The 25,000-nt window shown below is 57.4% G+C and carries 20 protein-coding genes and 1 pseudogene; 8 read left to right on the forward strand and 13 right to left on the reverse strand.

Annotation, left to right across the window (positions count from 1 at the left end):
• The 7 genes and pseudogenes from dhaL to ACTG1K_RS24345 all read right to left on the reverse strand — a co-directional run.
• Positions 1–380: pseudogene (dhaL, locus tag ACTG1K_RS24315) on the reverse strand (dihydroxyacetone kinase subunit DhaL); the annotation flags it as partial.
• 15 nt (positions 381–395) lie between these two features.
• Entirely contained in the window at positions 396–1,466 is a 1,071-nt protein-coding gene (gene dhaK / locus ACTG1K_RS24320) for a dihydroxyacetone kinase subunit DhaK (RefSeq protein ID WP_005340163.1), read from the reverse strand.
• 239 nt (positions 1,467–1,705) lie between these two features.
• Complete coding sequence (locus tag ACTG1K_RS24325) at positions 1,706–3,064, reverse strand: NCS2 family permease (RefSeq protein WP_440004677.1); 1,359 nt, start codon at positions 3,062–3,064, stop codon at positions 1,706–1,708.
• A gap of 305 nt (positions 3,065–3,369) precedes the next feature.
• Positions 3,370–3,582, reverse strand: a complete 213-nt coding sequence (gene cspE, locus ACTG1K_RS24330) for a transcription antiterminator/RNA stability regulator CspE (protein WP_005316548.1) — start codon at positions 3,580–3,582, stop codon at positions 3,370–3,372.
• Positions 3,583–4,177: 595 nt separating this feature from the next.
• On the reverse strand, positions 4,178–4,462 hold the full coding sequence (yjbD, locus tag ACTG1K_RS24335) for a DUF3811 domain-containing protein (RefSeq protein WP_005340165.1): 285 nt from the start codon (positions 4,460–4,462) through the stop codon (positions 4,178–4,180).
• Positions 4,463–4,485: 23 nt separating this feature from the next.
• Entirely contained in the window at positions 4,486–5,433 is a 948-nt protein-coding gene (locus ACTG1K_RS24340; protein ID WP_440006056.1) for an IS481 family transposase, read from the reverse strand.
• Positions 5,434–5,640: 207 nt separating this feature from the next.
• Positions 5,641–6,543, reverse strand: a complete 903-nt coding sequence (locus tag ACTG1K_RS24345) for a cation diffusion facilitator family transporter (RefSeq protein WP_440004676.1) — start codon at positions 6,541–6,543, stop codon at positions 5,641–5,643.
• Between the two features lie 464 nt (positions 6,544–7,007).
• On the opposite strand from ACTG1K_RS24345, the gene ACTG1K_RS24350 reads away from it, so the two are divergent.
• Positions 7,008–7,130 carry a hypothetical protein gene (locus ACTG1K_RS24350; protein WP_005306071.1) on the forward strand — a complete coding sequence of 41 codons (123 nt, stop codon included), beginning with the start codon at positions 7,008–7,010 and terminating at the stop codon, positions 7,128–7,130.
• 72 nt (positions 7,131–7,202) lie between these two features.
• Here the strand turns inward: ACTG1K_RS24350 and ACTG1K_RS24355 are convergent, their stop codons facing one another.
• Complete coding sequence (locus ACTG1K_RS24355; RefSeq protein WP_270820893.1) at positions 7,203–7,946, reverse strand: substrate-binding periplasmic protein; 744 nt, start codon at positions 7,944–7,946, stop codon at positions 7,203–7,205.
• 149 nt (positions 7,947–8,095) lie between these two features.
• Entirely contained in the window at positions 8,096–8,683 is a 588-nt protein-coding gene (locus ACTG1K_RS24360; RefSeq protein WP_058059298.1) for a single-stranded DNA-binding protein, read from the reverse strand.
• A 370-nt stretch (positions 8,684–9,053) separates the two neighbouring features.
• On the opposite strand from ACTG1K_RS24360, the gene uvrA reads away from it, so the two are divergent.
• From uvrA to ACTG1K_RS24385, 5 genes are all read left to right on the forward strand, one after another.
• Positions 9,054–11,882: an excinuclease ABC subunit UvrA gene (gene uvrA / locus ACTG1K_RS24365; protein ID WP_440006919.1), complete on the forward strand. Its 2,829-nt coding sequence runs from the start codon at positions 9,054–9,056 to the stop codon at positions 11,880–11,882.
• A gap of 121 nt (positions 11,883–12,003) precedes the next feature.
• Entirely contained in the window at positions 12,004–13,677 is a 1,674-nt protein-coding gene (locus ACTG1K_RS24370; RefSeq protein WP_440004675.1) for a diguanylate cyclase, read from the forward strand.
• 458 nt (positions 13,678–14,135) lie between these two features.
• Positions 14,136–14,750 carry an OmpW family outer membrane protein gene (locus ACTG1K_RS24375; protein WP_440006778.1) on the forward strand — a complete coding sequence of 205 codons (615 nt, stop codon included), beginning with the start codon at positions 14,136–14,138 and terminating at the stop codon, positions 14,748–14,750.
• Positions 14,751–14,973: 223 nt separating this feature from the next.
• The gene (locus ACTG1K_RS24380) at positions 14,974–16,953 is read left to right on the forward strand and encodes a HAMP domain-containing methyl-accepting chemotaxis protein (protein WP_005341553.1); all 1,980 of its coding nucleotides are present in this window, start codon (positions 14,974–14,976) and stop codon (positions 16,951–16,953) included.
• A gap of 8 nt (positions 16,954–16,961) precedes the next feature.
• Complete coding sequence (locus ACTG1K_RS24385) at positions 16,962–18,431, forward strand: ABC transporter substrate-binding protein (RefSeq protein ID WP_257688022.1); 1,470 nt, start codon at positions 16,962–16,964, stop codon at positions 18,429–18,431.
• A 74-nt stretch (positions 18,432–18,505) separates the two neighbouring features.
• Here the strand turns inward: ACTG1K_RS24385 and ACTG1K_RS24390 are convergent, their stop codons facing one another.
• Positions 18,506–19,306, reverse strand: a complete 801-nt coding sequence (locus tag ACTG1K_RS24390; RefSeq protein WP_330125708.1) for a GNAT family N-acetyltransferase — start codon at positions 19,304–19,306, stop codon at positions 18,506–18,508.
• Positions 19,307–19,635: 329 nt separating this feature from the next.
• On the opposite strand from ACTG1K_RS24390, the gene metF reads away from it, so the two are divergent.
• Positions 19,636–20,526, forward strand: a complete 891-nt coding sequence (gene metF, locus ACTG1K_RS24395; RefSeq protein ID WP_005340191.1) for a methylenetetrahydrofolate reductase — start codon at positions 19,636–19,638, stop codon at positions 20,524–20,526.
• 69 nt (positions 20,527–20,595) lie between these two features.
• On the opposite strand, the gene ACTG1K_RS24400 is transcribed toward metF, so the two are convergent.
• Positions 20,596–21,660, reverse strand: a complete 1,065-nt coding sequence (locus ACTG1K_RS24400; protein ID WP_425854706.1) for a DUF3103 family protein — start codon at positions 21,658–21,660, stop codon at positions 20,596–20,598.
• A gap of 122 nt (positions 21,661–21,782) precedes the next feature.
• On the reverse strand, positions 21,783–22,958 hold the full coding sequence (locus ACTG1K_RS24405) for a benzoate/H(+) symporter BenE family transporter (RefSeq protein WP_440004674.1): 1,176 nt from the start codon (positions 22,956–22,958) through the stop codon (positions 21,783–21,785).
• Between the two features lie 119 nt (positions 22,959–23,077).
• On the opposite strand from ACTG1K_RS24405, the gene ACTG1K_RS24410 reads away from it, so the two are divergent.
• Positions 23,078–23,647, forward strand: a complete 570-nt coding sequence (locus ACTG1K_RS24410) for a helix-turn-helix domain-containing protein (RefSeq protein WP_440004673.1) — start codon at positions 23,078–23,080, stop codon at positions 23,645–23,647.
• Positions 23,648–23,663: 16 nt separating this feature from the next.
• Here the strand turns inward: ACTG1K_RS24410 and ACTG1K_RS24415 are convergent, their stop codons facing one another.
• Positions 23,664–24,860 (reverse strand): NnrS family protein, encoded by a 1,197-nt coding sequence (locus ACTG1K_RS24415; RefSeq protein WP_425854709.1) that lies wholly within the window; start codon positions 24,858–24,860, stop codon positions 23,664–23,666.
• Between the last annotated feature and the right edge of the window lie 140 nt (positions 24,861–25,000).

A 25,000-nucleotide genomic window follows, 5' to 3' on the forward strand; every position in this document is an offset into this window, starting at 1 on the left:
TGTCGCCCGGCTCGGCACGGCCGCGGGAGACGATCCCCTCCACCCCGTCGCTCAGCATCTTGCACAGCTGGCTGAGGCTTTAGGCTCTGGCAGGCATCGCTGCTGGCCGCCGCCCGGATAAAGAAGGTGCCGTAGAGCGGGCCGCTGGCACCGCCGACCGAGGAGAGCAAGGTCATGCCGGTGGTTTTCAGTACCTGCCCGATATCCTTGTCCGCTACTGCCGGCAGCTTCTCGGCCACCTTGGCGAAGCCGCGTTGCATGTTGAGGCCGTGGTCGCCGTCGCCGATATCGGTATCCAGCGCGGTGAGGTAGTCACGCTGCTCGGTAAAGATGTGTTCGCAGTCGAGCAGCCAGTTGACGATGTGGTGTTTGCTTAGCATGGCTATCGGCACTCCTTAGCAGCCGCGACGCAGGGCTGGGGTGTGAACGGGGGCATCCCACAGGGTCATCAGTTCGTCATCCACCTTGAGCAATGTGATGGAGATGCCGGTCATGTCGAGGGAGGTGCAGTAGGGACCGATCAGGTTGCGCACCAGATGGATGCCCGCCTCTTCGCACAGGGTGGCAAGGCGACCATAGACGCCATAGAGCTCGGAGATGGGGGTGCCGCCCAGGCTGTTGACCAGCGCGATCACCCGATCGCCCTTGTTGAGCGGTTCGATAAAGGTGTGCTCTTCCTGCCAGCTGCCGCTGGTGCGATCCCAGTGGCGCAGGGTGCGGCCATAGGGGGTGTTGTCAGCAAGCTCGCTGAACATGTCGTCCACCAGGGTATTGAGGTCGGTGAAGGGGCGACGTTCGATGCCCGGTTCGCCGTGGATACCGACGCCGAATTCCAGCTCGTTGTCCGCCAGGGTGAAGGAGGGCTTGCCTGCGGCCGGCACGGTGCAGGCATGCATGGCCACGCCTATGGTGCGGCTCTGGTTGTTGATGCGACGGGCCAGCGCCTCGCAGCGCGCCAGATCGTAGCCCGCCTCTGCGGCGGCACCGACCAGCTTCTCGCACAGCACGGTCGTGGCAACCCCACGGCGACCGGCGGTGTAGAGGCTGTCTTTGACCGCCACGTCGTCATCGATCAGGGCGAAGCCCACCTTGACCCCGTCGCCGTGCAGCAGCTCGACCGCGGTCTCGAAGTTGAGTACGTCGCCGGTGTAGTTCTTCACCAGAAACAGCACGCCCGCGCCGCCATCAACGGCCTGACCGCACTCGTACATCTGATCCGGGGTGGGGGAGGTAAAGATCTCGCCGGGGCAGGCGCCATCCAGCATCCCTTTGCCCACCAGCCCGCCGTGCATCGGCTCGTGGCCGCTGCCACCGCCGGAGACCAGCGCCACCTTGCCCATCACGGGGGAGTCGGCGCGGGTGATGTAGTGGGGTTCGATACGTACCTTGAGCTCCGGGTGGGCGGCTGCCATCCCCATCAGTTGTTCACGGACCACGGCATCGACGGCATTGATCAGTTTCTTCATGGCTCACTCCTTGGCTTGCCACCGCTCGGGTGGGCAAATGGTTGATGGAGCCAGTCTAACGACAGAAAAAGGGATAAAAATGACGGGCGATTTGGTTCGGATTTGAAACAGCAGAAGGGGTATGGGTGTTTCAATCTGAAACGGCGCAGGGCTGGCGGGCGGGAAACTGTTAGCTGACTCACAGCCATGAAAAAGGGCCCCGCAGGGCCCTTCGCTATAACCGGAATAAAACGGACGGGTTAGATGGCCCAGCCACCGGCATAGAAGATCACCAGCGCCAGGGCGATGATGACGGTGCCGATGTTCAGCTTCTTCCACTCGGCAGCGAAGATGCGGCCAACGACCAGCGCCACGAAGCCCAGCATGATACCGGTCACGATGTTGCAGGTCAGCACGATGAAGACGGCGCACAGCATGCCGGCGAGGGCATCGACCGAGTCGCTGAAGTCCAGCTTGGTGACGTTGCCCAGCATCAGCAGACCGACGTACATCAGGGCTGGTGCGGTGGCGTAAGCCGGTACCAGATAGCTGAGCGGGGAGAGGAAGATCATCAGCAGGAACAGCACGCCGACCAGCGCGGCGGTCAGACCGGTCTTGCCACCGGCCGCGGTGCCTGCGGCGGATTCGATGTAGACGGCAGCCGGAGCACCACCTACGGCGCCTGCCACCATGCTGCTGACGGAGTCGGCAGTCAGGGCCTTGCCGCCGCTGATGATGTGGCCACGTTCGTTGATGAGGCCTGCCTGACCGGCCACGGCACGGATGGTGCCGGTGGCGTCAAACACGGCGGTCATCACCAGCGCCAGTACGGTCGGAATGACTACCGGATTGAGGGCGCCCAGCAGATCCATGCTGCCTACCAGAGAGCCTTTCTCGCCAGTCAGGCTCGGCATGGCGAAGAAGCCCTGCCAGGTCACTTTCGGGTCGAAGATAAGGCCGAGGATGGAGATGGCGATAATCACCATCAGGATTCCGCCTGGCACCTTGCGACGCTCCAGACCGAAGATGGCGGCCAGACCCAGCACCGTCATGATGACCGGGAAGGCGGTCACTTCACCCAGCTGAACCGGCAAACCGGCCCCTTCGTTCTTGATCACCATGCCGACGCCGTTGGTGGCGATCAGCAGCAGGAACAGACCGATACCGATGCCGGTGCCGTGAGCGATGCCGGAGGGGAGGTTATCCAGGATCCACTGGCGCACGCCGGTGACGCTGATCAGGGTAAACAGCACACCCATCAGGAAGATGGCGCCCAGCGCGACCGGAATGCTCAGTCCCTGACCCAGTACCAGACTGAATGCGGTAAAGGCGGTGAGGGAGATGGCGCAACCGATAGCCATTGGCAGCTTGGCCCACAGCCCCATCAGCAGGGAGCCGAAGGCGGCGATCAAGCAGGTGGCCACAAACACCGGGCCCTGCTCAAAGCCGGCGGCACCCAGCATGTTCGGCACCACTATGATGCTGTAGACCATCGCCAGGAAGGTGGTCAGCCCCGCGACCAGCTCCTGGCGCACGCTGCTGCCGCGCGCAGAAATGGAAAAATAAGAGTCCAGAAAGCCGCCTGTCCCTGTTTGGGCGGCCATATCTTGCTTTGCCATAACTAATCCTGAAAGTGTGAAGGAAATCGTTTGCGTTGGTGGCGCGCAAAATAGCAAGAATTCGCGGCAAATACAGCGGATAACCTGACTTTTTCGTCACTATTTTACATTTTGAGTCCATTCGGAGCTCATTGTGAGACTCAAGCGGTGAGAGCGTGTAAGGCAGGGATCAAGCGGTCGGGGGAGGGGAGATCAGTGAGGAAAAAGCGGGGAAAAACAAAAAACCCGCCGAAGCGGGTTTTTTTAAATTCTTGCAGAGCTGTCAGCAGTTGGCATAAGCCATCAGCAGCATGCTCCGGCTTGAATTACAGACCAACTACGTTGGCAGCAGCCGGGCCTTTCTGGCCTTGCTCGATGGTGAACTCAACGCGCTGACCTTCGTCCAGGGTTTTGAAGCTGGTGGACTGGATAGCGGAGAAGTGTACGAACACGTCTTTGCTGCCGTCAGCCGGGGAGATGAAACCAAAACCTTTCTCAGCGTTGAAGAACTTAACGGTACCAGTCATTTTGTTAGACATAATAATTTCCTTAAATAGTGTTGAATGCCACCTAAATGGCAATTTTTGATTTTTCGTCAGCAATACGTATGGGGAGCACTAAAGAAGGAGAATTATTTGATAAGAATTATCCGAGGATAACGCTTATGCTAATCACTGCTTTACTAAAATGACTGCCTAACATAATCAGGTCTGAACTGCCGAACCATCGAGAAAGATTAAAACACGCTCTCATTTTTAAAGCAAACTTTATCTCGATATTAATGTTTTGTAACAGCCAAAAATATCATTTTTTATAGTAAACATGATGCATTTCAACGGCATAGAAAAATCAGTGCAGACTCATATCACCCTGTGGCAAGCCAGATTCGGCTTTTTTGTCCTGACTATGTAGCCAGTTCTGGCAAAAAATATGAGAAAAAATGAAAAGCTGGCGATAGATGGGGATTGTCAGTTGTCGTTCTCTCTAACTCACAATGTAAATCACTTCTTTGCTGCTGCGATTAGCTTCTGAGCGGCAAATCAATGGCAGCGCCAAATCTGGCGCATCGAGCATCGCCCAGACATGCAAACGCCCGCATGCACCAAGTGCCAGCGGGCGTTTTGCAAGAAGGGATCAGCGCTTGCTGCGAAACTTGTTGCTGACCGAATCAATCCAGCTGAAGGTTTCCGGCAGTACCTGATTCTTGGCACGCTCTTTGGCTTTCTCGCGAGCCAGCTTGGAGGCTGCCTTGGCCGCTTCGGCGCGGTCGGCCACAATTTTCAGGCGACCCTCTTCGCGGATCTTGTTCCGCTCTCCGTTGGTCAGCTGGTGGTCTGCATTGGCTTGTGCCTTTTGCAATAACAAGGCTATCTCGGCTTTTTCGGCCTCGGTCAGATCTTTCATTTCCAGCTTTTTCACGGCGCGCTCCTGCGGCAGGGTGGTTAGATGTGTAAACCCACCAGGTTGTTCACAGATTGAAGACGACTGATGGGGGGCTGGTAGCCCAGACTGGCATGAGGACGATGCCAGTTGTACTCATGCAACCACGGTTGCAAGTGCTCTGCCCGTTGCTCTGACGAGTCATAGCTCCGTGCATAAGCCCACTCACGCAGGGCGGTCTGAATGAAGCGCTCTGCTTTGCCATTGGTTTGTGGTGTGTAAGGCTTGGTGCGCAGATGCTTGAGCCCCAGCCGACGACACAGCTTCTGGAAGCGTTTCGACCGGTAACAGGCTCCATTGTCCGTGAGTAGCCGACTGAAACAAATGCCGAGCCCGGCGTAGTAGCGAAGTGCCTGTAACAGCGCCAGGCAGGCACTGCGTCCCGTTTCATCAGGATGCAGAGCGCTGAACGCCACACGGGAGTGGTCATCAATCGCCACATGAACACACTCCCACCCTGCGCCGCGTGAGTCCTTGCTGCGGTCGCCGGTGATACGATGGCCGGGACGGTGGAAACGCCCCAACTTTTTGATGTCCAGATGCAGCAAGTCACCCGGTTTCTCATGTTCATAGCGTTGTACTGGAACAGCTGGGGCCAGATTGGCCAATCGATGAAGTCCCATGCGCTGCAAGATGCGGGCGACAGTACTGTGCCCTATGCCCAGATATTGGCTGATGTGCCGATAGGTCCGTCGCTGCTTGCGCAGTTCGATAATCCTCTGCTGGCGCTGGTCATCAATGGCATGAGGGCAAGATGCGGGTCGAGAAGAGCGATTGTACAAACCATCAGGTCCCTCCTGGCGATATCGAGTGAGCCACTTGTAAGCGGTGCGGATACTGACCCCGGCAGCGTGAGCGGCCTCTTCAACGCGCAGGCCCTGCTCAAGGATACGCTGGACAAGAAGCTGTCGACCAAAGACGGTTAATCGGGCATTTTTATGATTGTTCACTCGGGCACCTCGGATGATTGGTTTGGTTGGTGCCTCCAATTCTCCGGGAATGCCCCGAGTGAACAACCTACAGAGAGATCACAGTTAGACACCCTAACACAGTTGTGCCGATCACTTCTTATGCAATCGGCTTTCCGGCAGTAAAAATGCGGGTTTGTGCCAACTTTCTGTTATTTCGCGGCCACTTTCCCGCCTGTTTGCCACATTTCAATTTATGGCGAGCGGTGAGGGCAGCTCTTGCTCCTCCGGCTCGACGTGGATCAGCACGATGGCGTGGGGCAGTTGCTCCATGATGGCGTGTTCGATGCGATCACAGATATCGTGGGCTTCGCCGATGCTCATCTCCGGGGGCAGGGTGAGGTGGAAGTCGATATGGCGACGACGACCGGCACGACGGCTGCGCAGATCGTGAAAACCGCTGGCAGCAGGGCAGCATTCGGTGATGATGCGGCTGGTCATTGCCAGCTCTTCCGGGCTCATGCTCTGGTCGATCAGCGGCTGGAAGGCCTCGTTGAGCATGCTGATCGCCTCTCTGACAATAAAGATGGCGACCGCAATGGCGACCATCGGGTCGAGGATGGCGAGTGAATGGCCGAACAGACCGGCCAGCCAGATCCCGCCAAGACCGACGGCGACCCCGGTGGAGGTGAGCACGTCCGCCTTGAGATGAAGCGCATCGGCAGCCAGCGCGACCGACTCCTCCTCTCGGGCCACCTTGTAGAGGTAGGCAGAGACGCCGCTGTTGACCAGCGCCGAGATCACCATCACCAGTACGCCCCAGCCAATGCTCTCGATGGGGCTGGGGGTGATCAGCTTGTCGACGGCTTCGAAGATGATCCAGCTCGCGGCCAGCAAGATAAGCAGTGCTTCGATGACGCCGGAGACATTTTCAATCTTGTCGTGACCATAGGGGTGGCGCTCATCAGGCGGGAGATCGGACTTTTTCACCGCGAACAGGGCGATCAGGGCCGCCACCAGATCCATGGCGGAGTGGATCGCCTCCGAGATGATACTGACCGAGCCGCTGGCGAACCCGGCCACCATTTTCATGATGATCAGACTGATATTGGAGCAGACCGACACCATGGCGGCTCTGGTTTTTCTGTTCATGTCACAGCTTCCTGAATAAAAACGGATATTTCGGTGCGGCGCGTATTATATCCGGCTGACCGGAAATAACCTATTCGGTGTTGTAACCTGATGTTTCCGATGATATTGCGAATGCTTATTAAAATGGTGACCTCTTGCGCGGCAATAAATAATGAGAGGGATTTATATTTCTCCGTGAAAATATCTAGCCAACGATGACTTAATATAAGCGTGACAACATTTAATAATGCGAATTACTCTTTTTGGGTCTTTCCTGTCGAGGTCGTTTGGCCTCCCCTCTCAAGGGGCTGCGCGCGACATCTTTTGGACGAGAATGAGGCTGGATCCGGATGCCGCTGGAGGGTATGCTGGGTCTGGTGATGGTCTTGCACCATCCCACCAAGCGTACTGAAGTTGATGATTCGGATGGCATGCTGGCTCCCATGAGGAACCAACTGTCTGGGTAACATTTTTGGAGTTTGATGATGAGTAACAAAGAACATCACAACGGCAAAGATGCCAAGAAAAAACCGCAGATGTCACTGAAAGAGAAACGCGAAGCCAAACGTCAGAAAGCAGAACTGAAAAACGGCAGCGCAATGAAGTAACGCTCCCCTACTGCTGTTCCTTCGGAGCCAGTACAAAGCCAGCCCTTACCGGCTGGCTTTTATGTTTGTGGCTCACGGCGTGGCGCCGTAAGCCGCGAAAATCTGGTGATAACGACCATCCTGACGCATCGCCTCAAGGCGCTTATCAAACAGATTGCGAGCATCGGCCGTTCGGAAGGCAAAGTGATAGACGGTGGGCGGGAAGAGGTCTGCTTGCCTGACCTGATTGCGCTCGTAGTGCTCGCCTGCCTGGGCGGTGGCAATCAGCTGGTCGAGGTAGTAGTAGAACACCCGCTCCTCCAGTACGACGGCATCTACCCTGCCGCGCATTAGCTGATGTACCTGCACCTGCTGCTTGGCTACCTCCTCATAGTGGGGATTCTGGTTGGCCATGGTGGCGAACGCGCCCCCCAGAATGATCCTTGCCCGTTGAAAGGCGGTGACCCGTTTTGAATGCAGGTCGTCCAGAGTGCTGATGTGGGTGCTGCGCAGGGTGAAGATCCGGTTATGGAAGGTGATAACTGGCTGGGTCAGAACGTGAGGATCAACCATACCGGGTCTGACGTTGATGATGGCATCCAGCTTTCCTGACTCGAACAGGCGGAAGGTACGCTCCAGTGGCAGAAATTCAAAGCTGGGCTCATAGCCGCTGCCAGCGAACGCCTCTTTCAGCAGATCCAGCTCAATGCCACGCTGATTACTTTCGATGACATAAGGGGGGATGGCAAAGCTGACCCCGACCTTGAGTGGCGTTGCCAGCAACTGGCCGGAGAGCATGCTGGTCAGCATTAGCAATAAAGGGGTGAGCAGTTTCATTGCACTTTTCACAAAGCGCTCCTGTGGAGGATATCCATCACTGTAGGGGAGGCAACCATAAAGCGTTATATCCCTTTCGGGCTGAGAGGTTCAGCCTGAGTGCATAAAAAAAGACCCTGAGTTATCAGGGCCTTTTCAATATTCTGTTCTTAGAACGGGATATCGTCGTCGAAATCCATCGGCGGCTCGTTATATACCGGCGGCGCAGATTGCGGCTGCTGGGCAGGACGGCCATAACCGCCTTGCGGCTGCATATTCTGCTGCGGAGCCGGTGCCGGGCGCTGCTGATTCATCGGCTGCTGGGCAGGCATGCTCTGCTGCGGCTGACCCCAGCTACCCTGGGATTGGCCACCCATGTTCTGGCCCATGCCCTGACCGCCTTGCGGACGACCACCCAGCATCTGCATCACGCCAGTGAAGCTGTCGACCAGCACTTCAGTGGTGTAGCGCTCCTGGCCGCTCTGATCTTGCCATTTACGGGTCTGCAGTTTGCCTTCCACATAGACCTGGGAGCCCTTCTTTAGGTACTCGCCAGCCACTTCGGCCAACTTGCCCATGAAGACGACGCGGTGCCATTCGGTACGCTCTTTCTGCTCACCGGTCTGCTTGTCGCGCCAGGTTTCGGAGGTAGCCAGAGTAATGTTGGTCACAGCACCGCCACTCGGCATGTAGCGTACTTCCGGGTCTTGCCCGAGGTTACCGATCAGAATGACTTTATTGATGCCTCGACTGGCCATAATCTCTCTTCCACCTTTATATTCCGGTCAGGCAAGGCCTGGACCCACTAAATAAGTTACCGCGCTTTTTTCATGACCATGTCGTTATCATATTGAACAGCATGGTTTTTCTATAACCGTTGCAGCAATCAGAGTGCTCGTTTCGCGTGTTCTGATTCAGGTTTAGCCCCCAATAGTAACAGTTGATCACTCTGCGGGCGAGCGCTTGCTGGTGTGGATTGGGGGCAAACTCGCCGCCTTGGTCAGGGTGTGACGAAGGGGCTATCCATCGTAAAAAAGGATAACGGCGATAGATAATGCCTGTCTATTCATCCAGTAGTCTCTATGCCATACTGACTCGCTCAGGTTTCTGTATCGAGCGTGCAACAAGATGGAAAAGATCGTGGTCCGGGGTGCTCGCACCCACAACCTCAAGAACATCAATCTGACCCTGCCCCGCGACAAGCTGATCGTGGTCACCGGCCTCTCCGGTTCGGGCAAATCCTCTCTGGCGTTCGATACCCTCTATGCCGAGGGACAGCGCCGCTATGTTGAGTCCCTCTCCGCCTATGCCCGCCAGTTCCTCTCCCTGATGGAGAAGCCGGACGTCGACCATATCGAGGGGCTCTCGCCCGCCATCTCCATCGAGCAGAAGTCCACCTCCCACAACCCGCGCTCGACCGTCGGTACCATCACCGAGATCTACGACTACCTGCGTCTGCTGTTTGCCCGGGTCGGTGAGCCCCGCTGCCCGACTCACGCCATTCCGCTCGCCGCCCAGACCATCAGCCAGATGGTGGATCAGGTGCTGGCCCAACCGGAGGGGAGCAAGCTGATGCCGCTGGCCCCGGTGGTGCGTGATCGCAAGGGGGAGCACACCAAGCTGCTGGAGAATCTGGCGGCCCAGGGCTACATCCGTGCCCGTATCGACGGCGAGGTGTGCGACCTCTCCGATCCTCCGACTCTGGAGCTGCACAAGAAGCACACCATCGAGGTGGTGGTGGATCGCTTCAAGGTGCGCGAGGACCTTGCCTTGCGTTTGGCCGAGTCGTTCGAGACGGCGCTGACCCTCTCCGGCGGCATAGTGCTGGTAGTGCCGATGGACGGGGAGGAGGGCGTCACCCCCATGACCTTCTCCGCCAACTTCGCCTGCCCAGAGTGCGGCTACTCCATGTCGGAGCTGGAACCGCGCATCTTCTCTTTCAACAATCCGGCCGGTGCCTGCCCGACTTGTGACGGCCTCGGGGTGCAGCAATATTTCGATCCTGCCAAGGTGATCGGCGATCCGGCCATCAGTCTGGCCAACGGCGCCATCCGTGGCTGGGACAAGCGCAGCTTCTACTACTTCCAGATGCTGAAATCCCTCTCCGAGCACTACAAGTTCGATCTGGAGACGCCGTGGGAAGATCTGCCGGTCAAGACCCAGGAGGTGATCCTGCGCGGCTCCGGTCGCACCGAGATCGAGTTCCGCTACATGAACGACCGCGGCGACGTTGTGGTGCGCAAGCACCCGTTCGAGGGGATCCTGCACAACATGGAGCGGCGCTACCGGGAGACCGAATCCAACTCGGTGCGTGAAGAGCTCTCCAAATATATCGCGAACAAATCCTGTACCAGCTGCGGCGGCAGCCGACTGCGGGAGGAGGCGCGTCACGTCTTCGTCGACAACCGCAACCTGCCGGCCATCGCCGAGCAGTCCATCGGCGATGCGCTCGCCTTCTTCGAGGGGCTTAACCTCACTGGCCAGCGCGCCCAGATTGCCGAGAAGATCTTGAAAGAGATCGTCGAGCGGCTCGGCTTCCTGGTGAACGTCGGTCTCAACTACCTGAGCCTGTCCCGCAGTGCCGAGACCCTCTCAGGCGGCGAAGCGCAGCGCATCCGACTGGCGAGCCAGATCGGGGCCGGGCTGGTGGGCGTCATGTACGTACTGGACGAGCCCTCCATCGGTCTGCATCAGCGCGACAACGAGCGGTTGCTCAAGACCCTCACCCATCTGCGCGATCTCGGCAACACGGTGATCGTGGTGGAGCACGACGAGGATGCCATCCGCCTCGCCGACCATGTGCTGGATATCGGCCCGGGGGCGGGTGTACACGGTGGCGAGATTGTTGCGCAGGGCACCCCCCAGCAGATTATCGACAATCCGGAATCGCTGACCGGTGACTACCTCTCCGGTCGCAAGCAGATCGCCATTCCGGCCGAGCGCACGCCGCTCACCGGCAAGTGGTTGAAACTCAAGGGGGCAAGCGGCAACAACTTGCGCAACGTCAATCTTGATCTGCCCATCGGGGTGATGACCTGCGTCACTGGCGTCTCCGGCTCCGGCAAGTCGACCCTGATCAACGACACCCTGTTCCGCATCGCTCATCGCGAGCTCAACAAGGCCACCGAGTCCACCCCGGCGCCCTATCGCAGCGTCGAGGGGCTGGAGCATCTGGACAAGGTGGTGGATATCGACCAGAGTCCCATCGGTCGTACCCCGCGCTCCAACCCGGCCACCTATACCGGTTTGTTCACTCCGATCCGCGAGTTGCTCTCCGGCACCCAGGAGGCGCGTTCGCGCGGCTACCAGCCGGGCCGCTTCTCCTTCAACGTGAAGGGGGGCCGCTGCGAGGCGTGCCAGGGGGATGGCGTCATCAAGGTGGAGATGCACTTCCTGCCGGATGTCTACGTGCCGTGCGACGTCTGCAAGGGCAAGCGCTACAACCGCGAGACCCTGGAGGTGAAGTACAAGGGCAAGAACATCCACGAAATCCTCGAGATGACGGTGGAAGATGCTCGCGAGTTCTTCGATCCGGTGCCGGCAGTGGCGCGCAAGCTGCAGACCCTGATGGACGTGGGCCTCTCCTATATCCGTCTCGGCCAGTCTGCTACTACCTTGTCGGGCGGCGAGGCGCAGCGGGTCAAGCTGGCGCGCGAGCTCTCCAAGCGGGATACCGGTCAGACTCTATACATTCTGGATGAGCCGACCACCGGGCTGCATTTTCACGATATCCAGCAACTGCTCAAGGTGCTGCACCAGCTGCGGGATCGCGGTAACACCATCGTCATCATCGAGCACAATCTGGATGTGGTAAAAACTGCCGACTGGATCGTCGATTTGGGACCGGAGGGCGGCGCCGGTGGTGGCCGCATTCTGGTGACGGGGACGCCGGAAGAGATTTGCACCAATAAAGAGTCTCATACAGCTCGTTTTTTACGACCGCTATTGGCGCGATAAGCCGTTATAATCGAGGGGCCTTTGGCCCCTTTTTGTTATAAAAATCGGGAGCATAGGGGGAAGCTCGTCAAGTGTGGGCAGGCTTGGCATCTCAGCATCATGGTAATGGATATATCGGGTTATGGCTCAGGCTCCGCGCACGATTGATCATCAGTTAGCTTACTCCATGTTCCCCATCTGGCTGGGGGCGATCCTGCTATTGCTGGTCCTGCTGGCGTGGGCCCAGATCCCGGCTGCCAGCCGGATTGAAGAGCAGCGAATGAAGGAGCATCTGCTGCGCGTGACCAAGGCGGTGCAGGCGGATGTGGCCGCTCTGGATGCATTCAGTCGGGATTGGGGCATCTGGGATGACAGTCACCGTTTTATGGACAACAAAAGCAGGGCGTACATCGAATCCAACCTGTTCAGTGATATGCCGATGAGGGATTTTAGTCTCAACCTGATGAGCTTCATGGATCTCACCGGCTACGAAATCTGGACGCGCACCCTGCTACCCGATGCGCCGGGGATCAATCCGGACCAGTTTCCCTACTTCCTTGATGAACTGAAAAAGCAGTTAAGGGCGCGCTCGGTGGCGCAAGGGGGCATCAATCTGCACGGGATCCGTGCTTCCCAGTGGGGGCCGCTGATGTACTCGTGGCAGCCGATCAGAAACAGTGACGAGTCGGCACCATTCAACGGTTTCTTGCTGGTTGTACGTTGGCTCGACAAGGCCTATCTAGAGCAGGTATCGGAGCGTACCGCGCTGCCTCTGGCGATTTCCCACGCCAATCTGGATGTCACCGCTACCTTCAAACCACTGAAACCGCAAATAACGTATCGTCTGATCGACCTTGGGCTGACCCGGCTCAGGGGAGAGGTGCGACTGCACAACAGCGATAACCAGCCGGTGCTGACTCTGGTGATTGAGGAGGAGAGAAAGATCTTGAGTGGCGTCATGGAGGGGGCGCTCTGGACCTTTATCGGCATGCTGTTTATCAGTTTTATCTGCGTCATGATCGCCATGTACCGGCTCAACAGCATTGTGCTCACCCCGTTGCAGCAGCTGGTGTCGGCGCTGCAACGCTTTGGCGATCGGCCAGATGCCACCTTGATCCCCTATATCGACAGCAGCGCCGAGATGGCGACCCTGAGCGGCAAGTTCAAGGAGATGGCCAGCAAGGTCAGTCAGCAACACGATGATTTGTTGGAAAAATCCAGCCAGATGGAGATGGCTGCATTCACCGACCCCTTGACCCGTTGTTTCAATCGTCGCTATCTCGATGGTTGGTTGCAGGCCAACCGGGCCAAACCTTGTCTGTTATTGCTGCTGGATCTGGATCATTTCAAGCGGATCAATGACCGCCTTGGCCATGACATCGGGGATCTGGTGCTGAAACAGTTGGCGGATCTGCTGCGCAAGGTGGTGACTGGAGAGCGCGAGCCTATCATCCGGCTGGGTGGGGAGGAGTTCTTGTTGCTGCTACAAGTGGATGACGAGCAAGAGTTGGCGTTGCGGGTCGAATATCTGCGCCAGCGTGTCGCTCAGCACCGCTTTGGCAGAGAGGATGCGCCACTCTGGTTGACGGTGTCGCTGGGGTTCTGCCGCTATCCGTTGCACCCGGAGTACCCGGATTCATTCTGGAGTCACAGCTTCAAACTGGCGGACATGGCGCTGTATCAGGCCAAAGTCGGCGGGCGAAATCGGTGGTGTGGCTACGCTGGTACCCTCTCTGCGGAGGGCATGGGCCAGACTCCGGAGCAGCTTGCTGAAGGGGGGAATATCACCCTGCTGCACTCTGTCAACCCGGATTAACCCTGCCGTACCAATACCAGATAGGCCAGGGCGACAATAAAACCGAGCAGGATAAAGAGAAAGGATCCGATTCCCCACACGGCCGCGAGAAAGGCCCCCACCTTTTGCCATTTCGACTCATTTTTCATAAATAAACCATTACTTCCCAGTAACTTGTATGGCGCAAAAAATACGCTGATTTGCCCATATAAACAACAATTAATAGCCGCACTGCCGTGCAATAAGGTGTGGTTTGTTTGCTCCTTTTGGCGCTGGATGCGGGTAGTTACAACCTGTCTAAACAGGTATTTCAGCTTGTTGTCTGGGGACTCAACGAGATTGGGAGGGTGCAAAAAGATGTCACACCAATCGATTTATTTCTGTGCAACCTTTGCTCCAAATCAATAACTTTGCATTTACAAGGGCATATAGTCAGCGGGCTTACAGCATCAAATGAAAACAAAAAAAGGGATTACGTGATGAAAAAATTACTTCCTCTGATGATTGCCGCTGCAGTGACCTCTCCTTTCGCCATGGCCCATCAGGCTGGTGATATTCTGGTTCGTGGTGGTTTGGCCATCGTTTCTCCTCAGGAGAGCAGTGATGACGTGGCGGGTCACGGTGAGTTCGAGATTAACAGCAACCAACAGCTTGGCCTGACCCTCGGTTATATGATCACCGACAACTGGGGTGTTGAGTTGCTGGCTGCAACCCCATTCTCCCATCGAGTGAGTACTCGCGATCTTGGTGAGATTGCCAAGGTTAAACATCTGCCTCCAACATTGATGGCCCAGTTCTATTTTGGTGATGCCCAGAGCAAGGTTCGCCCGTATGTTGGTGTGGGTGTGAACTACACCACCTTCTTTGATGAGAAGGGGGTGGGAGCACTTGATGGTGCAAATATCAGCCTTGACGACTCTTGGGGTCTGGCAGGTCAGGTCGGTATCGATATGGCGGTTACAGATCGCTGGTTTGTAAACGGTTCAGCCTGGATCATGGATATCGATACAGATGTTAAAGTTGATGGTGTTGGCACCTTCAAAACGCATATCGACCCGATGGCCTTTATGGTGGGTGTTGGCTACCGCTTCTAATGATTCTGATTGCGGTTCTGAACGGACCGCGGAAGATAGCAAAGTACGTCTCTTTCAGCCCGGCTTGTGCCGGGCTTTTTTCGTATGGCTGATTTTGTCTGTACTGTGATCCAACCCGATACAAATCAATTAAATACCTGCCGCTTGATTTCAGTTATTCGCCACCCCTGCCGATAGTGACTATGTTCACTTTACCTTCCCCCCAATGAGTGAGGATGTCTCCATGGGCTTATCTATCGTGCAGCGGATCATCGCCGGATTCGTGTTGATGCTGCTGTTGCTGATCCTGCTTGGTGTGATCAGTACCTTTAAAATCAAGGGTATAAATGACGGCCTCTCTGCCGTATCTGATCGGGCAACCCCGCTGGTAGTTGCTGTCGCAGGTCTCAAGGGGGCACTGCAGGATAGTAACCGCTGGGTGCTGGTCTACCGCACCAGTGAAGATGCCGCCCAGTTGCCGCAGCTGGCCAATCAGTTCAAGGAGCAGCAGAACCGCTTCGCCCAGCTGAGTCAGGAGATGGGTAAATTTACCGACGTAGCGGATGCTCGTGCCCGCTTCCAGCAGGTCGAGAGTGCTACCACCCAATTTTATGGCTTGGCGGATCAGGTGTTGGCCCAGCATCGGCAGTGGGTCAGTGCACTGGAGCAGCGCCACAAGTTGGAGATGGAATTTATCCGCCTTGAGGATACCTACCAGTGGGCGGCGGATTTGCTGCTGCAACAGACCGCCAGCAAGCGCTCCATGCGCAACAAGGCGGAGCTTATTACCTCGGGTATCGCCCGCGACCTGAAGAATATCCGCCGTGCCGATGCCAAAACCGACCTGAACGAGCTGGAAAAGGTGTTGAGCAAGGACATCGAGATGGCCCGCAAGCGGTTGGAGCGGGTGCTGGTGCCCGATGATGTGAAAGCGCGGTTTGTCTCCAATCTCGATCGGATGCAGGAGCTGGCACTTGGCGCTCAGGGCTTGCTGGCAACCATGCGTCAGGCTCAGCAACTGGCGCTGTCGCTGGCCACGCAAAATCAGCAGCTGGATGCCAGTCTGGTCAACAGCCTCAATTTGCTTGATGAGATGGGCAAGTCCGCCGGTGCCATCGCCAGTGATAGCCGGATTAACGCCGATGCGGCGGTCAGCAGTGCCAGCTTCTGGATCCTGGTGGTTGCCGCTATGTCGGCCGCTGCGGCGCTGGTGATCGGTTATACCACGGCGCGCAGCATTCAGCGCCCGTTGCAGATGATCAACAAGGAGCTCGATTACATGGCGGCCGGCGACATGACACGCCGCATCAACTACCGCAGCAGTTGCGAATTTGGCAGCCTCTCTCGCTCCATCGATACGCTGGCGGGCAAGACCGGCGAGCTGCTCTCTCAAATCAATGCAGGCTCCCGCCATCTGGTGGATGAAGCGAGCCGCGCCGCCGAGATCAGCGAACGGGCCATGTCCCGGGTACAGGAGCAGAAGAGCCAGACCGATCAGGTGGCCGCCGCCATTACCGAGCTGGAAGTGAGCGCCACCGAGGTGGCCCGCTCTACCGATGGCACCAAGCGGGAAGTAGATCTGGCCGATGAAGAGGCGCGCAATGGTCGCCAAAAAGTGGCCACCACTCGCCGGATCACCGAGCAGCTGGCTGGCGCCATGGAAGAGGCGGTCGGGATCACCTACAAACTTGGGGAATTCAGCAACAACATCGGCAGCATTCTCGATGTGATCCGCAGTATTGCCGAGCAGACCAACCTGCTGGCCTTGAACGCCGCCATCGAAGCGGCTCGTGCTGGCGATGCCGGTCGCGGTTTTGCGGTGGTGGCCGATGAGGTACGGGCGCTAGCAAATCGCACCCAGACTTCGACCGAAGAGATCCAGGGGATGATTGAGAACCTGCAAAGCTCCAGCAAGCATGTGGTTGAAGTGATGGGGCGTAGCCAGGAGCAGACCCAGAGCTGTGTCGAGCAGACCCGCGAGATGGATGTGGCGCTGCAATCCATTGCCGATCGGATGGGGGCCATCAAGTCGATGGCGGATCAGGTGGCCCATGCTGCTCAGGAGCAGATCTCCGTCAGTCAGGGGGTTGCTCGTCATATCGCCGGTATTGCCGATGTGGCATACGAGACCGAGCGGGAGGCGCGCGAATCCGCCAGCAGCAGCGAAGTGCTGGCCGACCTGGTCGCCAAACAGCAGCAATTGATCGCACATTTCAAGGTCTAGGAGGGCTTATGTCTAAAAAGTGGATTGGAGCCCTGAGTCTCCTGTTGTGTGGCCAGCTGATGGCCAGCGAGCTGGTGATTGAAAGCTGGCGAACCGATGACAAGGCGTTGTGGGAGCAGAAGATTATCCCGGCGTTTGAAGCGGCTCATCCCGGCATCAAGGTGAGTTTTCATCCAGTGCAAAACGTCAACTACATGCCCACTCTGTGGGAGAGCCTGAAAGGCGGTAAGGCGGGGGATCTTATTACCTGTCGTCCGTTTGATGACTCGCTCGCCCTGTTCAAGGCGGGCCATCTGGCCGAGCTGACCGAAATGGCAGGGATGGAGAACTTCCCGAGTTTTGCCCAGTCACCGTGGCAGACTGACTCCGGAGCCCAGACCTTCTGCGTCCCCATGGCCTCGGTGATCCATGGCTTCTTCTATAACAAGAAGATCTTCAGTGAGTTGGGACTCACCTTGCCGCAAACCCGCGATCAGTTCTTCGCCGTGCTGGACAAGATCAAGGCCGACGGTCGCTATGTGCCGCTGGCCATGAGTGGTTCCGAGAGCTGGGTTGCCTCCGAACTGGGGTTCCAGAACATTGGCCCCAACTACTGGAAGGGGGAGGACGGCCGTCTGGCACTGATCGGCGGGCAGGAGCGGCTGGACAACCCGCAATATGTGAAGGTGTTCGACGAGCTGGCCCGCTGGCGTTCCTACCTCGGTGAAGGTGGCGAGAGCCGCGATTATGCGACCAGTAACGAGCTGTTCACTTCGGGCAAGGCCGCCTTCTACGTGGCGGGCTCCTGGGAGATTGCCCCCTTCACCGGCAAGGTCGATTTTGGCGTCATGCGTCCGCCGGTGGCCAAACAGGGTGATGGCTGTTTCTTTACCGACCACACCGATATCGGTATGGGGATGAATCCGGCCAGCAAGAACAAAGAGGGTGCAATGGCCTTCCTGCAATGGCTGACGACGCCGCAATTTGCCGAGCTCTATACCAACTCGCTGCCGGGATTCTTCTCCCTCTCCAACCACTTTTTCGATGTCACCAATCCGGCGGCCAAAGAGATGATGGAGTGGCGCGATCAGTGTGACTCGACCATTCGGGTGGCGACCCAGATCCTCTCCCGTGGTACGCCCAAGTTGGGGGATGAACTGGCAGAGGTGAGTCAGGCTGTGCTGCTTGGCAAGATGGAGCCCAAGGCTGCCGCGGATCGACTGGAAGGTGGCTTGAAGGGTTGGTATGCCCCTCATCAGGGCAATAAGGCCAAGAGCGCGGATTGTCAGTGTGATGCGGTTGCCCCTGCTCCTGTTTCGGCGCCGACGACTGAGGTGTCCGCAGCTCCCGCGACCAGTGAAACATCGGCCGTGGTGTCACCGGCTGTGACTCCCGCAGAACCCGCATCAGCGGCCGCTGCCCCATTACCGGCGCCGTCGGATGAGGTGGAGCAGGCGCTCTCCAACGAGCTGGAGGCGCCACAGCAGCCACAGCAATAGGTCATCGGCATCAATAAAAACGGGAGGTATCAGCCTCCCGTTTTTTTTATGGCTCGTGGCCAGTATGTATCGCTTTATTGTGCTTCGTGGGGCCAGCGGCAGAGGCTGCCGATGCGGGCAACCGGGGCAAACCCCAGAGAGCGGTAAATGCGCTGGGCATGGTAATGCTCGTCAGCCACTATGATTAGCTGCTTGGCGCGGGATAATCCTGCGCGAGCCACTTGACTCAGCAGCTGGCGGCATAACCCCTGGTTGCGCCACGCATGGTGCGTGCGTACCAACTGGAAGCGCCCAAGTGTGCCGCAGAAGAAGAGGCCACAGCTGGCGACCAGTTGTCCCTCTTTCCAGATCCCCCACCAGTCCCCGAGACCATCGGCAATCATGGCCTGATAGAGCGCCTGGCGGGATCGCAGATAGGGGAGATAGCTCTGTTCCGAGTGTCCCTCATCCCGCTCATGGAGTTCGAAGTCGAGCCACTCAGGCCAATCAGCAGTGGTGAAAGTACGCGCCTTAACCTTGTTCATGTCGTCGTGAGGGGGTGGGCAGCTCTGCTCATCCAGCGCCAGCACCACGCACTCCATATATTGGTATCCCGTTGCGACAAAACCGGCGATCCGGCTGTTTTGCCCGGCTGCTAGTGGCCATTGGAAGGTGCGGTGGCGCACTCGAGGATCCTGGCCGATCAGCTGATCAAATGTGGCTTCCAGCCAGCCTTTGTCATGGTCGCTGGGCGGGGTGGGGAGTAGCAGGTAGTTGCCGAAGTAGTAGTCGGGAGCATCCGGCGTGCGAACCGCCCAAAACTGCTCATGCTGGATGACCTCGCCCTGGTAGCGATCAAACAGCAAGTCGGTGGCAAAGCCGGGGTGGGTATCCATGATGGTGCTCCTGCAAAGACTCATTCTGTTATCGGCAGGAGTGGGAAATAGATGAAAAGGGGCCGGAGAAACCTCCGGCCAAACAATCACACGCAGATTCAGAACGTCCAGGACGATCTGCCCCCATCATAACTCGACTGGGGCGATTTTGGGATGGGCACTTTTCGGTTACGTACCGTTAATTTTGTAAATATGAAGTTCGTCAGATCGGATGTGAGGTAAATCCCTGTTGACTTTGTGTCGTTTTGCTCATAAATATAAAGACGTTTAGACGTCCAAACATCCGTTTTGACGTAGGCAGATGGATTGCAGGACAGGGAGAAGAGCAGATGGGATTTCACAGTGCACGTCAGGTTGAGGCGCTCAACCAGAGCTTGGCAGATTTGAATGGCGATATATCGGTCAGTTTCGAGTTTTTTCCGCCCAATAGTGAAGGGATGGAAAATACCCTCTGGCAGTCCATCGAACGGCTGAAAGTGCTGGAACCCAAGTTCGTCTCCGTCACCTATGGCGCCAACTCCGGCACCCGTGATCGCACCCACAAGGTGATCAAGGACATCAAGGAGCGGACCGGCCTGATTGCGGCGCCTCACCTGACCTGTATCGATGCCAGCCGCGACGAATTGCGCACCATCGCCCGCGATTACTGGAACAGCGGTATTCGTCACATCGTGGCTCTGCGCGGTGATTTGCCGCAGGGGTTGGAGAAGCCGGATATGTATGCCACCGATCTGGTTGCCCTGCTCAAGTCAGAGGCGGACTTCGATATCTCGGTTGCCGCCTATCCGGAAGGTCACCCGGAGGCCAAGAGTGCGCAATCCGACCTGCTCAACCTCAAGCGCAAGATCGATGCCGGTGCCAACCGTGCCATCACCCAATTCTTCTTCGATGTGGAAACGTATTTGCGCTTCCGGGATCGCTGCGCCGCCATCGGCATCGATGCCGAAATCGTGCCGGGGATCCTGCCGGTCTCCAACTACCAGACCCTGGCCAAGTTTGCCGGTTTTACCAACGTGAAGATCCCGCGCTGGATGCATCAGCGTTTCGAGGGACTGGATAACGATCAGATGACCCGTAATCTGGTGGGGGCGAGTATCGCCATTGATCAGGTGCGCGTGCTGAGTCAGGAAGGGGTGAAGGATTTCCACTTCTATACCCTGAACCGCTCCGAGCTGACTTATGCCATCTGCCATACTCTGGGGGTTCGTCCCAAGGGTTGACCGGTGGTCACCGCGATAAAAGCAAAAAGCCAATGAGTTGCTCATTGGCTTTTTCGTTATGGCCGATTATCAAGGTCTGGTCGGGGCGATCTCTTTTGGCTCAAGATCGATAACCGCATTACCTGCAGCCCCCGGATACTGGCGATAGACCTGATCCTGTTCCAGTGTGTAGAAGGTATCCAGATAGTCGTCGTTGTTGGTCATCCATGAGTCGGGCAGTGCCTTGACGATGCGACCGCCGAGATCGAGGAAGGGCAGGGCTTCCGGCACGCCACCCGCGGTAAAGCCGAGTTTGAGAGCTTCAATCAGCAGGGCGCTCAGCTCCTTGTAGTTGACGTTGTCATCCTGCTCCATCATCACCACATCGACGGCACCCCAGCGATAGCGATCCCAGTAAACCAGGATCTGGTTGGGGGTGTAGTCTGTGTTGTCATAGTCGAGGTAGGGCATGTCGACAATATCGACCACAGGCTCATCCCGGCTGGGATTGACCCCTGCGACCACCGCATACACTTCGGCTGCGCCGAGCAGCCAGGGCTCCTGATCATCCTTCAATCTGATCTTTTTCAGGATACTGGTCTTGAGTGGCGCCGTGCTGGCCGCCACTTGTGGAGCGCTTTGCAGATCCGCATCGGCCAGCGCCTTGCGCATCACCTTCAAGCCTGCGTTTTTGGCTTTGACGGGATCGGCTTCGACTACCAGAACCGGCCGGGCCGGTGCCTTGTCCACATCCAGATAGACGGGATTGCCAGCGCTATCGAACGCTTCAATGGCGCTCCAGCTCTTCTCATCCCCACTAGGAACATAGGCGACCAGCGGTTCGACCCCCTGTTGCAGTGCTGCGGCCTGATCGGTGTTGGCCAGTCGCAACTGCATCAGTTGCTTGACCTCGCCATCCAGTCCTTGCCGGCTGATGGCCGCCTGGTTGGCATCGGTCGCCTGCCGCTTAAGGCGCGGGCTGGCCTTCTGCAGCAGGTTGGGAAGCGGGCTCTGGTATTGCTGATTGCTCAGTAGGGGCAGCAGGTTTTTCTGCTGAAGTGCGAGCTGGCGAGCCAGCTCTCGATCCGTATCGGCAGCCTGGACGCTCGTGGCACCCAGTATGGCCAGTAGTAACAAGACAGCCTGATTTTTCATTTTTATTCTCCGTTGCATGGAACCTGACAGGGCACCATGTCCGGGAAGATTGGTGCCCTGGCACCACTAGAAGGAAATTAGTTTCACTTGTGAATCATTTTATCTGGATAGTGTGCAGAGGTTCACGGTTTGAGGTTCAATTGATTCCTTTGTCGATATGATTGGAACTGATAGATAGCCAGACCAATCAGCAGACCCCAGCAGGCTGCCGCGATGCCGAGCAGGCTGATCCCGGACGCGGTAATGATAAAAGTGAGCAGCGCAGCTTCTCGCGCTTCATCCTGTTGCAAGGCAGAGTGCAGGCTGCTGCCGATGGTACCTAGCAGGGCCAATCCGGCGACGCAGGTGACAAGGGCTGCCGGAAAGGCGCTAAACAGGGCCGCGACGGTTGCGCCGAAGCAGCCGGTCACAAGATAAAAGCAACCCGCCCAAACCGCAGCAGGCCAGCGGCGCTTGGTATCCGGGTCGACCTCTTTGCCCATGCAAATGGCGGCAGTGATGGCGGCCAGATTGAAGGCATAACCGCCAAAAGGGGCGAGCAGCAGGCCAGTCAGGCCAGTCCAGCTGATCAGCGAGGAGGTGGCAGGCTGATAGCCATGGGCTCGCAAGATGGCAATCCCCGGCATGTTTTGCGATGTCATGGTGACAATGAACAACGGCAGCGCGATACCAAACAGAGCATCAAGGGAGAAGGCTGGCCATGTCCAGACCGGGCTGGCGAGTTGCCAGTGAAGGGTGCCCATTTGCAAATCCCCCCGCACGCTGCAGATCAGCATCCCCACTCCCAGTACCAACACCATGGTATAGCGGGGCCAGAGATGACGACCCAGCAGGAAGGCCAGCAGCAGGGTGCCAAGCAGCAAGGGATCTTGCGGGGCGACCTTGAACAGATCCAATCCGAATCTGAGCAGCACGCCAGCGAGCATGGCGGCGGCCAGTGGAGCCGGGATATGTTTCATCAAACGGTCGAACCAGCCGCTAATGCCACACAGAGTGATCAGCAGGGACGAGATCACAAAGGCGCTGATGGCTTCCGCCAGAGTGAAGTTGCCCAGCGTGGTGATCAGCAGTGCCGCGCCCGGTGTGGACCAGGCGGTTAGTATGGGTATGCGGTAATAGAGAGAGAGGCCGATGCAGCTCACCCCCATGCCGATCCCCAGCGTCCAGAGCCAGGAGGCGACTTGGGCAGTATCAGCACCCGCTGCCGTGGCGGCCTGGATGATCAGGATGACGGAGCTGGTGTAGCCGACCATCACGGCGATAAAGCCTGCGACCAGATGGGGGATGGCGAAGGGCATGACTCTTCCTCTTGGCGTTGTGACGCGCTGTGCGTTATTACGTACAATACAGCTTTGACTATATCGCTGTGCGCTATAGCGCACAAGGTGCATCGTGCAAGAGTAATAAAGAGGCAGTTATGCAAGAGATGAGTCAGCATCTGGCTGCTCGACTGAAGGGGCTGCGCAGCGAGCGCGGCTGGAGCCTGGATGCCGCCGCGCGCGAAACGGGTGTCAGCAAGGCGATGCTGGGGCAGATTGAGCGGGGAGAGTCCAGCCCAACGGTGGCGACGCTGTGGAAGATAGCCACCGGGTTTCGAGTCTCCTTTTCCAGTTTCATTGAGCCCATACCCGCTGCGCAGGCAGAGGTGCTCTATCGCACCGCCGATGCCATTCGCCAGCAGCCAGCGGGAGAGGGCATGCAAGTGGCACCGCTCTTCCCTTATGAAAACCGGTTTGGTTTCGAGTTGCTTGAGCTGACCCTGTTGCCGGGTTACCAGCGTGAATCCGAGCCTCATGAGCCGGGAGTGACCGAGCATGTCATCGTCATCAGCGGCATGATGGAGGTGCTGGTGGAAGGGGAGTGGCGCTCACTGGAGCAAGGGGAGGCGGTGCGTTGTGCTGCCGACCGTCCACACGGTTATCGCAATCTGGGCATAGCCCCGGCGATCTTCCACAACCTCATCCACTATCCGGTGGCAACACCCTGAACATGTTCCGCAGTCATCAACCCGGTCGACCATCTGCTCTGGGGCGGATCAGTATCGGGGTATAGACCCAGACAAACAGACCATAGGCAGCGATCCAGGCAAGCGCGCTGAGGTTCCAGCCATGCAGTGTATAAGCAGGCCAGAAGAGCGGAATCGCCACCCGCACTGTGGCGGCAGCGATAACCAGGGCGAATGCGCCAGTGACCCTGCGTCCTACCTGCAAGGCTCGACCGCTATGGCCGAGAGAGACTCGCGCAATCATGCCCAGGATCATGGTGCCCATGCAGCCTGCGCTGAGCAGGTGACTGGCTATCGAAAGTGTGATGGGCAGACCCGCGCTATGTGCCGCAAGGGCGAGCAGGCCAAGAGGGATAAACAGATAGGCGAGATGGAGTGACCACAGCAGGGGATGCGCAAGGGTCGATGGCAGATGCCAACGCAGTTGTCGCCACAGATGCAAACTCGCCGCCACTATATATAGAGGCACTATATATATGCTGGTGAGCCACTGGATGGGCAACAGTAGCCAGAGCAGCAAGATAAACCACAGCACAGCGAGTGCTGTGCGCTCCAGCCATCGCAGAGGTGCAGCTTTCTCCTGACCGGTTGCCCGGGCGGTGAAGAACGGAATCACCCTTCCACCCATCACGGCGATCAGGGTGGTAAACAACAGCACAGTGGTGATCAATAGGTGCTCAACGGTGGTCCAATCGGCCTGCCATAACCAGCTGGCACCATTGAGCAAGGTCAGTATCAGCAACAGGGGCACGAAGAAAAGGTTGCGCCATTGCCGGGTTATCAAGATAGGCTTGGCAAGGAACCAGGTGCAAAGCGGCAACCAGAGCAGGTCTGCCGCCATCAGGAGCGTATTCTCTTCACCCAGCCAGGGTAACAAGGTCCTTGGCAACATCCACAACCCCACCACCATTGCCAATGGCCAGCTTCGAACACCGGGATGGGCCGTCCAATTCTGCACCGCGGTGAGCAGAAAACCCGCGACGATGGCGGCCCCGAAACTAAACAGCATCTCATGACCATGCCACCAGATCGGGTTGGCAATCCCGTGCAAGGTAAGCCAACCGTTGAGCTGCCCTAGCCAGAGCAACATGGCGACTGCCGCAAACAGAGCCCCGAACAAGAAGAAGGGTCGGAACCCCAAGCGGAACAGCGGGATGATTTGCTCTTCCTTATGGCTATCGAGGATTTGATGCATGAGGGTATTCCAATTAAACATTTGAGATGGCAATTATAAATTGGCTTTTCAAATGTTCAATTTAAATCCGGCAATAGTCAGGATTGATGCCATTTCGAGCAAAAAAAGAGGTGGTTGCTTGATATCTGAGCGAACGAGCT

The sequence above is a fragment of the Aeromonas sp. 102P genome (assembly GCF_051920345.1).
Lineage (GTDB): Bacteria > Pseudomonadota > Gammaproteobacteria > Enterobacterales > Aeromonadaceae > Aeromonas > Aeromonas veronii.

Bases quoted from the DNA above. Each gene is read 5' to 3' on its own strand.
- ACTG1K_RS24410 (WP_440004673.1), top strand. From the start codon at position 23,078: ATGCAAGAGATGAGTCAGCATCTGGCTGCTCGACTGAAGGGGCTGCGC.
- metF (WP_005340191.1), top strand. From the start codon at position 19,636: ATGGGATTTCACAGTGCACGTCAGGTTGAGGCGCTCAACCAGAGCTTG.
- ACTG1K_RS24345 (WP_440004676.1), bottom strand. From the start codon at position 6,543: ATGAACAGAAAAACCAGAGCCGCCATGGTGTCGGTCTGCTCCAATATC.
- ACTG1K_RS24355 (WP_270820893.1), bottom strand. From the start codon at position 7,946: ATGAAACTGCTCACCCCTTTATTGCTAATGCTGACCAGCATGCTCTCC.
- ACTG1K_RS24415 (WP_425854709.1), bottom strand. From the start codon at position 24,860: ATGCATCAAATCCTCGATAGCCATAAGGAAGAGCAAATCATCCCGCTG.
- ACTG1K_RS24390 (WP_330125708.1), bottom strand. From the start codon at position 19,306: ATGGATACCCACCCCGGCTTTGCCACCGACTTGCTGTTTGATCGCTAC.
- ACTG1K_RS24325 (WP_440004677.1), bottom strand. From the start codon at position 3,064: ATGGCAAAGCAAGATATGGCCGCCCAAACAGGGACAGGCGGCTTTCTG.
- ACTG1K_RS24370 (WP_440004675.1), top strand. From the start codon at position 12,004: ATGGCTCAGGCTCCGCGCACGATTGATCATCAGTTAGCTTACTCCATG.
- cspE (WP_005316548.1), bottom strand. From the start codon at position 3,582: ATGTCTAACAAAATGACTGGTACCGTTAAGTTCTTCAACGCTGAGAAA.
- ACTG1K_RS24380 (WP_005341553.1), top strand. From the start codon at position 14,974: ATGGGCTTATCTATCGTGCAGCGGATCATCGCCGGATTCGTGTTGATG.
- ACTG1K_RS24350 (WP_005306071.1), top strand. From the start codon at position 7,008: ATGAGTAACAAAGAACATCACAACGGCAAAGATGCCAAGAAAAAACCG.
- uvrA (WP_440006919.1), top strand. From the start codon at position 9,054: ATGGAAAAGATCGTGGTCCGGGGTGCTCGCACCCACAACCTCAAGAAC.
- ACTG1K_RS24375 (WP_440006778.1), top strand. From the start codon at position 14,136: ATGAAAAAATTACTTCCTCTGATGATTGCCGCTGCAGTGACCTCTCCT.
- ACTG1K_RS24400 (WP_425854706.1), bottom strand. From the start codon at position 21,660: ATGAAAAATCAGGCTGTCTTGTTACTACTGGCCATACTGGGTGCCACG.
- ACTG1K_RS24360 (WP_058059298.1), bottom strand. From the start codon at position 8,683: ATGGCCAGTCGAGGCATCAATAAAGTCATTCTGATCGGTAACCTCGGG.
- ACTG1K_RS24405 (WP_440004674.1), bottom strand. From the start codon at position 22,958: ATGCCCTTCGCCATCCCCCATCTGGTCGCAGGCTTTATCGCCGTGATG.
- dhaK (WP_005340163.1), bottom strand. From the start codon at position 1,466: ATGAAGAAACTGATCAATGCCGTCGATGCCGTGGTCCGTGAACAACTG.
- ACTG1K_RS24385 (WP_257688022.1), top strand. From the start codon at position 16,962: ATGTCTAAAAAGTGGATTGGAGCCCTGAGTCTCCTGTTGTGTGGCCAG.